Origin of the sequence: Actinoplanes sp. NPDC049668, assembly GCF_044465445.1 — a bacterium.
Lineage (GTDB): Bacteria > Actinomycetota > Actinomycetes > Mycobacteriales > Micromonosporaceae > Actinoplanes.
Genome location: NZ_JBITLR010000002.1, coordinates 475061 through 485444, shown reverse-complemented (window position 1 = coordinate 485444; position 10384 = coordinate 475061). Strand labels below are relative to the sequence as shown.

Here is a 10384-nt window from a genome sequence, read left to right as displayed (position 1 = left end):
CCGTGCCCTTGGGGGGGGCGGGCCCCCCCAAAAATGTGTTTCCCCCGGGGCACCGCCACCCGGGGGGGTTCTCACCCCCCCCCCCCCCCCCCCCCGGGGGGGGGGGCGCCCCCCCCCCCGGCTCTTCATTGCCGGATTGTTACCGGAACGGTGATCAAGAAAACTTGCGAATCATCTTCCGCTCTGAATAGGTTGCCTTCGGCAACAAAACCATCTGAAGGCGAGACCCTCCCGGAGGCATCCATGACGTTGGCGAGGTGGTGCGACCTATGAGCGACGCGCCCATCCTCCTGGAGATGCGCTCCATCACCAAGGAGTTTCCCGGGGTCAAGGCCCTCTCCGACGTCAACCTGGTGGTTCGTGCCGGCGAGATCCACGCCATCTGCGGCGAGAACGGTGCCGGCAAGTCGACGCTGATGAAGGTGCTCAGCGGCGTCTACCCGTACGGCACGTACGACGGTGACATCGTTTACCAGGGTGCAGAGACCCGTTTTTCGGACATTCGGGCGAGTGAGCACGCGGGCATCGTGATCATTCACCAGGAGCTCGCCCTCATTCCGGACATGTCGATCACCGAGAACATCTTCCTCGGCAACGAGCCCCGCAAGCGCGGCGCGATCGACTGGAAGTCCGCCAACCGGATGGCGCTGGACCTGATGGCCCGGGTCGGCCTGCAGGAGGACCCCGACACCCTGATCAAGGACATCGGCGTCGGCAAGCAGCAGCTCGTGGAGATCGCCAAGGCGTTCGCCAAGGACGTCAAGCTGCTCATCCTGGACGAGCCGACCGCCGCGCTGAACGAGGCCGACTCCCGGCACCTGCTGGACCTGCTGCGCGGCTTCCGCGAGCGCGGCATCACCTCGATCATGATCTCGCACAAGCTGAACGAGATCGAGGCGATCTCCGACGAGATCACCATCCTGCGGGACGGCAAGACCGTCGAGACGTTGAACATCAAGCGGGACGGCGTCGACGAGGACCGGATCGTGCGGGGCATGGTCGGCCGCGAGCTCGGCAGCCGGTTCCCGGACCACACGCCGTCGGTCGGCGAGGTCTTCTTCGAGGTCCGCGACTGGAACGTGCGGCACCCGATCTCCGCGGAGCGCCAGGTCTGCAAGAACGAGAGCTTCGTGGTGCGCCGCGGCGAGATCGTCGGCTTCGCCGGCCTGATGGGCGCCGGCCGCACCGAGCTCGCGATGAGCGTCTTCGGTCGGTCGTACGGCGTCTGGGAGTCGGGCACGATCATCAAGGACGGCAAGGAGATCGTGCTCAAGTCGGTGGCCGACGCCATCGCGCACGGCCTCGCCTACGTCAGCGAGGACCGCAAGGCGATCGGCCTCAACCTGCTCGACGACATCAAGACCTCGACGGTGGCCGCCAAGCTGTCCAAGATCACCCGCCACGGCGTCATCGACGAGGTCGCGGAGTACAAGGCGGCCGAGGGCTACCGCAAGGAGCTGCGCACCAAGGCGCCCACCGTCGACGAGGGCGTCTCCAAGCTCTCCGGCGGCAACCAGCAGAAGGTCGTGCTGGCGAAGTGGATGTTCACGGACCCCGACCTGCTGATCCTCGACGAGCCGACCCGCGGCATCGACGTGGGTGCGAAGTACGAGATCTACGGCATCATCCAGCGGCTCGCCGAGCAGGGGAAGGGCGTCATCGTCATCTCCTCGGAGTTGCCCGAGCTGATCGGGCTCTGCGACCGCATCTACACCGTGTTCGAAGGCTCCATCACCGGGGACATCCCCCGGCAGGACGCGGACCCGGAGACCCTCATGAAGCAGATGACCTCGACGAAGAAGATGCAGACGCGATGAGCCGATTCAAGGACCTTCAGAAGAACCTCTTCGGAGGCACCACCTCCAACGCCCGTCAGTTCGGGATGATCTTCACCCTCGTGGCGATCGTCGTCCTGTTCCAGATCTGGACCGACGGCCTGACCCTGCGCTCGGACAACCTCATCGCGTTGTTCCAGCAGAACTCGTACATCCTGATCCTCGCGATCGGCATGTTGATGGTCATCGTGGCCGGGCACATCGACCTCTCGGTCGGCTCGGTCGCCGCCTTCGCCGGCATCCTGGTCGCCAAGTCCATGGCGGAATGGCACCTGCCCTGGCCGCTGGCCATCGTCTTCGGTCTCCTGGTCGGCGCGGCCATCGGCGCCTGGCAGGGCTTCTGGGTCGCCTTCGTCGGGGTACCGGCGTTCATCGTGACACTGGCCGGCATGTTGATCTTCCGCGGCGGCAACCAGTGGATCGGCAATGCGAGCACCGTCCCGGTACCCGAGGGCTTCTGGTCGATCGGTTCGGGCTACCTGCCCGAGGTCGGCCCGAAGACCGGCTACAACAACCTGACGCTGCTGCTCGGCTTCCTGGCCTGCCTGGCCGTCATCTGGCGCGAGGTGCAGGCCCGCCGGACCCGCCACGCGATGGACGCCGACACCGCTCCGATGTGGATCTCCATCCTGCGGATGGCCGTCATGGTCGGCGTGATCCTCTTCGCCACCCTGCGCTTCGCCAGCGGCCGCGTCGGCACCAGCTTCCCGGTCTCCGGCATCATCCTGGTGGCGCTGGTGATCCTGTACTCGTTCTACACCCGCAACACGGCCGGCGGCCGGCACATCTACGCGGTCGGCGGCAACTCGCGCGCCGCCGAGCTGTCCGGCGTCAAGCTCCGCCGGGTCAACTTCCTGGTCATGATGAACATGTCCGTCCTGGCCGCCCTGGCCGGCATGATCTTCGTGGCGCGGTCCCAGGCCTCCGGCCCGCAGGACGGCATCGGCTGGGAGCTGGACGCGATCGCCGCGGTCTTCATCGGCGGCGCGGCGGTCTCCGGCGGCATCGGCACCATCAGCGGCTCCATCGTCGGTGGTCTGGTCATGGCGGTGCTCAACAACGGCCTGCAGCTGAAGGGCATCGGCTCCGACCAGGTCCAGGTCATCAAGGGCATGGTCCTGCTGCTGGCCGTCGCGCTCGACGTCTACAACAAGAGCCAGGGGCGCTTCTCCATCATCGGAAGCCTCATGCGCCCGTTCCGCCGGGAGGCAACCGCCAAACCGGCAACCTCGTCAGACGCGGTCACCGAGCCCGCCAAGACGACGGTGTCCGGCTGACGGCCACCGACCCCTCTCACCGGTAACACCCATCACCCGTATCACCTCTCTGAAGAAGGGCAACACCCCCTCATGCGTACTTTCTTTGCCAAGACGGTGGCCATCGGCGCCATCTCGATGCTGGCCCTGACGGCCTGCGGCGGCGGCCGCGACGACGAGGCCGCCGGCACGGACGCCCCGGCCAAGGGCTTCGCTGCCAACTCCCTGATCGGTGTGGCCCTGCCGGCCAAGACCTCGGAGAACTGGGTCCTCGCCGGTGACCTGTTCACCAACGGCCTGAAGGAGGCCGGCTTCCAGAGCGACGTGCAGTACGCCGGCGCGTCGACCACGGTCGCCGACCAGCAGGCGCAGATCACCGCCATGGTGACCAAGGGCGCGAAGGTCATCGTCATCGGCGCGACCGACGCCGCGCAGCTGTCGACCCAGGTCGCCGCGGCGCACCAGGCCGGCGCGAAGGTCATCGCGTACGACCGCCTGATCACCAACACGCCGGACCTCGACTACTACGTCGCGTTCGACAACTTCAAGGTCGGCCAGCTCCAGGGCCAGGCCCTGCTGGACGGCCTCAAGGCCAAGAAGGCGACCGGCCCGTACAACATCGAGCTCTTCTCGGGCTCGCCGGACGACAACAACGCCGGTGTCTTCTTCAACGGTGCGATGGACGTCCTCAAGCCGGAGATCGACAAGGGCAACCTGGTCGTCGCGTCGAAGCAGACCGAGGTCAAGCAGACCGCGATCCAGGGCTGGAAGGCCGAGGGTGCGCAGGCCCGCATGGACCAGCTGCTGACCTCGACCTACGGTGACAAGGCCCTCGACGGCGTTCTCTCCCCGAACGACACGCTGGCCCGCGCGATCATCACCTCGATCAAGGGTGCCGGCAAGCCCGTCCCGGTCGTCACCGGCCAGGACTCCGAGGTCGAGTCGATCAAGTCGATCATGGCCGGCGAGCAGTACATGACCATCAACAAGGACACCCGGACCCTGGTCAAGGAGACCATCAACATGGTCAAGGCGCTCCAGACCGGTGGCACCCCGCAGGTGAACGACCAGAAGTCCTACAACAACGGCGTCAAGGTCGTCGACACGTACCTGCTCCCCCCGGTCGCCGTCACCAAGGCGAACGCGGCCGAGGCGTACGCGAACGACCCGAAGCTCGCGCCGCTCACCAAGTAATCAACGCAGTAAACGCAGGGTAGTCATCGACGACCCTTGGGCCCCCGGAGCTCGTCTCCGGGGGCCCTTCGCCGTCAGGGGCACCGAGATCAGGAAGGCGGGTACCGACGTGCCGTACCTGCCCGGCCAGGAGGAGATCCGGCGGCAGAACCTCGGCGCCGTGCTGCGCCACGTCCACCTGCACGGCCCGACCTCCCGCGCCGAGCTGACCGGCCGGCTCGGGCTCAACCGCAGCACCATCGGGGCGCTCGCCGCCGATCTGGCGGCCGGCGGGCTGGTCACCGAGGAGGCGCCGACCGTCGCGCTGCGGGCCGGCCGGCCCTCGCTGGTGGTCAGCCCCCGCTCCGGCGGCGTCTACGCGCGGGCGCTGAGCATCGAGTCCGACCGGCTCCGCGCCGCCTGCGTCGGGCTCGGCGGCCGCGTCCTCGACCTGCGCGAGGTCGCCCGCCCGCCGGGCATGCCGGCGGCCGCGGCGGCCGGGCCGCTGGCCTGCCTCGTCCGTGAGATGGAGCGCGGCCTCGCCGAGGGCGCCCGGTGCGCGGGCGGCGCCGTCGCCGTCGCGGACACCACCCGCGACGCCGACGGCCGGATCCGGATCGGCCGCGCCGACGCGGAGCTGGGCGCCGCCCTGCGCGCCGAGTTCCCGGCAGACCCGGGCTTCGTCGCCGGGGACCTGGCCGACATCGCCGCGCTGGCCGAGCACGCCCGCGGGGTCGCGGCGGGCACCGACGACGTCGTCTACCTGCACGGCGACCTCGGCGTCAGCGCCGGCATCATCACCGGTGGCCGGCTGCTCACCGGCCATCGCGGGCACGGCGGCAAGGTCGGCCACATGGTGGTCAACCCGGGCGGCGTGCGGTGCGGCTGCGGCTCGCGCGGCTGCTGGGAGACCGAGATCGGCGCGGCCGCCCTGCTGCGGCACGCCGGCCGGGAGCCCGGGCCCGCGGGCCACACGGCGGCGGAGGTGCTGCGCGCCGCCGAGCACGGCGAGCAGACGGCCCGCGCGGCGGTGCACCGGGTCGCCGACTGGCTGGGGCTCGGCGTGGCCAGCCTGCTCAACGTGGTCAACCCCGGCCTGGTGGTCTTCGGCGGCTCGCTGCGGCAGGTCTACGCCGCCGGCGCCGACGTGGTGCACCGCCGCCTCGACGTCCATGCGCTGCCCGCCTCCCGCGAGCGCGTGCTGCTGCGGGCCGCGGCGCTCGGCCGCGACGCCGCCCTGATCGGCGCCGCCGAGCTGGCCTTCGGCCGGCTGCTCGCCGACCCGTTGAGCGCCGGAGTTGCGGTGCGGGAGGAGACTGGACTCCGAGCTACCGACGGAGGGGCACCATGACCGGATCGACGGCGAGCGCGACGGTGTGCCGGCCGGCCCAGCTGATGTGGCTACTTCCGCCGCTGTTCGAGCTGCCGTACGCGGCCGCGCTCTGCTCCGGCATCCCCGAGGTGGCGCACCAGGCGGCGTTCGGCTCGCCGGCCACCCAGGCGGTGCTGCTGCTGGCCGTCGCCGCCGCGCTGTCCGGCCTGGTGGCCGTCGTCCGCGGCACCGACGGCGTCGCGCAGGCGGGGATCGGCGGGCTGCTCTCGGTGGCCGCCGGAGCGGTGGCCGCGGTCGGCGCGGGGTTCCTGTCCGGCGGCGTGTTCCCGGCGCTGGGCCTGCTGCTGGCGCACTCGGCGTTCTCCCTCGCGATGCTGGCCCGCGCCACGCTGCGCCGCCCGGCCGGAGCTCAGTAGCGCCGCCGTGCCGTCAGGCCGGGCAGCAGGGAGAGGCCCGCGATGACGGCGCCGGCGACCATCGCCAGGTAGCCGAGCACCAGGATCTCGGCGCCGCCGCCGACCGCGAGCGCGCCCAGCACCAGCACGAAGGCGAGCAACGCGGGCAGCGCGGTGAGCACCCAGGCCGCCGTCTTCTGCGCCGGGCTCCACCGCGGCGAGCCGGAGACCAGCAGCAGCCCGGCGAGCGGGCAGATCACCGGCAACACCACGGAACCCGCGGTGAGCAGCGCGATCCCCGCGTACTCGAGATGACCGGAGGGCGCCGGTGCGGGCGGCGGCAGCGGCAGGGGAGGTGCGGGCCGCCGCAGGTGGGCCGGGACCCGCCCGCGGCGGGCGGCCGCCGCGAGCGACTCGGGCGGACCCAGCCGATGCAGGATCTGCTGCGGGTCCTCGAGCGGATCGGCGGCGGCGGTCCGGCGCATCGCGATGTAGTCGGCGACCGTGGCCATCAGCTCGTCGCGCATCCCCGGCTCGAGGTCCTCGCTCGCGGCCCAGAGCGCGGCCAGGTAGTCCAGGACCAGGACGTCGGTGTGCACGAGCGGCGCCGTGTCGTAGTGGTGCGGTACGGACGTCATCGCGGTTCCCCCTGAGCTCGAGCGCGGTAGTGCAGTCAGCATTCCGTCGCGCCGGCCGGGTACACATCTGACGGGGGACCGAGAAGCCCGGCCGCCCTCTGCCTTTCGGCCGATCCCGTCCGTGAGCGACGCCATGGTGTGAATCGCCCCACAGCCCGGGGTTTCCCTTCACCCGTCCACCACCTCGCCGATGCACACACCATGGCCGACGAGACCCGTTCATTCACGCGCTACGTGTGGATCAACGCCGGAATCGTCGCCGCCAGCGCGTTGTGGTACCTCCTGCACGCCACCGTCGGCGCGGGGCCGGTGGCCATCGCCTATCTGGCCGCGCCGCTGGAGGGCTGCGTCGCCGTCGCCGCCGTGTTCGGCTTCTGGCGCACGGTGCGCGGCAACCCGATCGCCGGCCGGTTCTGGCGCGCCCTGCTGGCCGCCGCGGTCAGCATGACGCTCGGCTACCTGGTGATGGCCGTGCACGCGGCGATCTACACGGTCGGCGACATGCCGCCGAACATGCCGCTGCCGGCCGCCGCGGCCATCGCCCTCGGCTTCACGCTCGCCATGGCCGCGGTCGCCCGGGTGCCCGTCGGCGCCGTCGGCCCCGCCGAGCGCTGGCGGATGAACCTGGACCGGGCGCTCGCCTGCGTGTGCTGCGCGACGGTGCTCTGGCACTTCGGGTTCGCCGGAATGCTGACCTCGGCCGAGCGGTGGAGCACGCAGACCCTGTTCCTGATCGGCCTCGCCTTCCTGCTGACGATCGCCGGCCTCACCAAGGTCTCGTACCTCGGCGACGGCCCGGTCGACCGCACGGCGATGCGGATGGTCGCCGCCGTCGGCCTGACCGCCGCCGGCGTCGCGGTGCTCGCCACCACCTTCGGGTACGCCGGCGGGGTGCCGTCGCAGGCCGTGGTGCTGCCGCTGGGACCGGCGCTGCTGGCCCTCGCCGTCCGCACGCAGGCCCGGGCCACCCTCGGCCGGCGCCGGGCGTCGCGGCGCTCCTCGCCGCTGCTGCCCTACCTGTCGATCGCGGCGGTGGACCTGTGCCTGATCGCGGTCGCCTCGGGCACGCTGCGCTGGCCGGGCCGGGTCACGCTGTCCGCCGCAGTGCTGGTCAGCATCCTGGTGACGGTCCGCCAGTTCGTGGCCTCCCGCGACAACCGGCGCCTGCTGCGCGAGGTCCGTGGCCAGGAGGAGCGGCTGCAGCACGAGGTCAGCCACGACGGCCTCACCGGCCTGGCCAACCGGGCCCGGTTCCGCGACGTGCTGCAGGCCGCCCTCGCGGCCGAGCGGCCCGCGACCGTGCTCCTGGTCGACCTGGACGACTTCAAGACCGTCAACGACTCGCTCGGCCACGACGTCGGCGACCACCTGCTCGTCGCGGTGGCCGAGGTGCTCACCGAGCAGTGCGGCGCCGACGCCCTGCCGGTGCGCGTCGGCGGCGACGAGTTCGCGGTGCTGCTCGTCGGCGGCACGACGGTGGGCGAGACCGTCGCCCAGCGCATCCTCGACGCGCTGAGCCGGCCGATCAGCGAGCACCGGTTGCTCGTGCGGGCCAGCATCGGCATCGCGACGGTCGCTCCGGGCGCGACGGTCGACAGCGTGCTGCGCGACGCCGACGTCGCGATGTACGCGGCCAAGGAGCGCGGCAAGGCGGGCCACGTGCGCTACGTGCCCGGGATGGAGGAGCCGGTCCTCGCGCACATCCAGCTCGGCGGCGAGATCCGCCGCGGCCTCGACGCCGGCGAGTTCCGGGTCGTGTACCAGCCGCTGGTCGCGCTCGGCACCGGCAAGATCGTCGGGGTCGAGGCGCTGGTGCGCTGGCACCACCCGATCCGCGGCACGGTGCCGCCGATCGAGTTCATCCCGGCCGCCGAGCGGACCGGCCTGATCGTCGAGCTGGGCCGCTTCGTGCTGCGCGAGACCTGCCGGCAGACCGCGGCCTGGCTGGCCGAGTTCGGCCCCGACGCGCTGCAGCGTCCGGCCGTCAACGTCTCGGCCCGCCAGCTGCACGACCCGGACTTCGTCGCCGACGTGCTGGCGGCGCTCGCCGACAGCGGTCTGTCCACCGACCGCCTGGTATTGGAGCTGACGGAGTCCGCGGTGCTGCGCGGCGGCCAGGTGTCGCAGACCCTGCACGAGCTCGACCGCCTCGGCGTCAAGCTGGCCCTGGACGACTTCGGCACGGGGGAGTCGTCGCTGAGCCTGCTGCGCGCGTTCCCGGCCGCGATCGTGAAGCTGGACAAGTCGTTCGTCGACGGCATCGAGCTCGACTATGCGAGCCCGTCGGCGCGCGACGCCCGCCAGGCGGTGGCCCGCGCGGTCGTTCAGCTGGCGGACGCGCTGGGGCTGGAGACGGTCGCCGAGGGCATCGAGAACGAGGCTCAGGTCCAGCAGCTGCGGGACCTGGGCTACACCTACGGCCAGGGCTATCACCTGGCCCGGCCGATGGCCGCCGCCGACTTCACCGCGCTGCTCGCGGCGCAGCAGGGCGCCGTGACCGCCTAATCAACGAGCGGACAGTCCGATGCGGACCTAGGCTCGGGACAGTGCGAAGCGCCTGGAGCGGGCGATGTCCGGCGTGTCCACATCGGTCAGACTCACGGCATTGGCGGGGACTTATGCACTGGCTGAGCGAAACTTTTGCATATTTCGAAGATTCTTTTCGCCACTCCAGCGAAACCTGTGCTTAATATCAGCAAGCGAACGACTTCGATGCAACAAAAGTGCTCCGGCGTGGCGCGCGGCTGAGGAAGCCGCCGCCCGATCGGCCGCTTCCGCGCGCCCACGTCGATTCCCGCACCACCGACCGGGAGGCAGTGCAAGCGATGCAGAACGAGTCAACAGTCAGCCGCCGAAACCTACTGGGCGCCGCCGCGGCCGGTGCCGCCGCGATCGGCACCTCCGCCGTGCTCGCCTCGCCGGCCGCCGCCAAGGGCGGCCGCGGGCCGTCCCGGGTGCCGCGTGACCAGATCAGCGTGCAGCTGTACACCCTGCGCGACCAGCTCAACATCGACCTCGACGGCACCCTGGCCCGGCTGGCCGAGATCGGCTACCGGCGGGTCGAGCACGCCGGCTTCGTCGGGCGCACCGCGGCGCAGTTCCGCGCCGCCCTGGACCGGGCCGGCCTCAAGGCGACCTCCGGGCACGTCGGCATCCCGCAGCCGTTCGACGCCGCGGCCTGGCAGGCGGCGCTCGACAACGCGCACATCGTCGGCAACAAGTACATCGTGCACCCGTTCTTCGGCGTCGGCGCCGGCGGCGCGCCGATCCGCGACGGCGCGGTGTACCGGGCCTTCGCGCGGGACCTGAACAAGGCGGGCGCGCTGGCCCGCAAGGCCGGGCTCAGCTTCGGCTACCACAACCACCACAACGAGTTCGCCCGTCAGGACGGCGGCGAGCGCACCGGCTTCGACATCCTGACCGGCGAGACCGATCCCCGGCTCGTGCACCTCGAGGTCGACCTGTTCTGGGCGTTCCGCGGGGCCAGCGACCCGGTCGACCTGATACACCGGCACCGCGGCCGGATCCGGCAGGTGCACGTCAAGGACCTGGCGCCCTCCGGCAGTTTCGCCGACCCCGGCCAGGGTCTGATCGACTTCGGGCGCATCTTCGAGCACTCCCGCGAGGCCGGCCTGGTCGAGTACATCGTGGAGCGCGACGACGCCGGCACGCCTCCGCGCGTACCCGCCGACGCCCTGACCACGGCCGAGGTCGGCTTCCGCTTCCTCGACACCCTCCGGTTCTAAGGGGTGAG

Annotated in this window: 8 protein-coding genes; 7 read left to right on the top strand and 1 reads right to left on the bottom strand. The window is 71.2% G+C overall.

Annotated elements, in window-relative coordinates:
- The first annotated feature begins 269 nt into the window (after nucleotides 1-269).
- The 5 genes from mmsA (at nucleotide 270) to ACIBSW_RS09230 (ending at nucleotide 6013) form a co-directional block, all read left to right on the top strand.
- Nucleotides 270-1817, top strand: a complete 1548-nt coding sequence (gene mmsA, locus ACIBSW_RS09250; protein ID WP_354725671.1) for a multiple monosaccharide ABC transporter ATP-binding protein — start codon at nucleotides 270-272, stop codon at nucleotides 1815-1817.
- Entirely contained in the window at nucleotides 1814-3112 is a 1299-nt protein-coding gene (gene mmsB / locus ACIBSW_RS09245) for a multiple monosaccharide ABC transporter permease (protein ID WP_354725669.1), read from the top strand. Before mmsA ends, mmsB begins: the two co-directional genes overlap by 4 nt.
- Before the next feature lie 72 nt (nucleotides 3113-3184).
- Nucleotides 3185-4285, top strand: coding sequence for a sugar-binding protein (locus tag ACIBSW_RS09240; protein ID WP_354725667.1), 1101 nt, complete (start codon nucleotides 3185-3187; stop codon nucleotides 4283-4285).
- 109 nt (nucleotides 4286-4394) lie between these two features.
- A complete protein-coding gene (locus tag ACIBSW_RS09235; RefSeq protein WP_354725665.1) occupies nucleotides 4395-5615 on the top strand; it encodes an ROK family protein in 1221 nt (406 codons plus the stop codon).
- Nucleotides 5612-6013: a hypothetical protein gene (locus tag ACIBSW_RS09230; RefSeq protein ID WP_354725663.1), complete on the top strand. Its 402-nt coding sequence runs from the start codon at nucleotides 5612-5614 to the stop codon at nucleotides 6011-6013. The genes ACIBSW_RS09235 and ACIBSW_RS09230 overlap by 4 nt, the downstream gene beginning before the upstream one ends.
- Here the strand turns inward: ACIBSW_RS09230 and ACIBSW_RS09225 are convergent.
- Nucleotides 6007-6630 carry an HAAS signaling domain-containing protein gene (locus ACIBSW_RS09225; RefSeq protein WP_354725661.1) on the bottom strand — a complete coding sequence of 208 codons (624 nt, stop codon included), beginning with the start codon at nucleotides 6628-6630 and terminating at the stop codon, nucleotides 6007-6009. The two genes, ACIBSW_RS09230 and ACIBSW_RS09225, sit on opposite strands and share 7 nt — an antisense overlap.
- 201 nt (nucleotides 6631-6831) lie before the next feature.
- Between ACIBSW_RS09225 and ACIBSW_RS09220 the strand changes: the two genes are divergently transcribed.
- Both ACIBSW_RS09220 and ACIBSW_RS09215 read left to right on the top strand, forming a co-directional pair.
- A complete protein-coding gene (locus tag ACIBSW_RS09220) occupies nucleotides 6832-9135 on the top strand; it encodes an EAL domain-containing protein (protein WP_354725659.1) in 2304 nt (767 codons plus the stop codon).
- A gap of 320 nt (nucleotides 9136-9455) precedes the next feature.
- On the top strand, nucleotides 9456-10376 hold the full coding sequence (locus ACIBSW_RS09215) for a sugar phosphate isomerase/epimerase (protein WP_354725657.1): 921 nt from the start codon (nucleotides 9456-9458) through the stop codon (nucleotides 10374-10376).
- The last annotated feature ends 8 nt before the right edge of the window (nucleotides 10377-10384 follow it).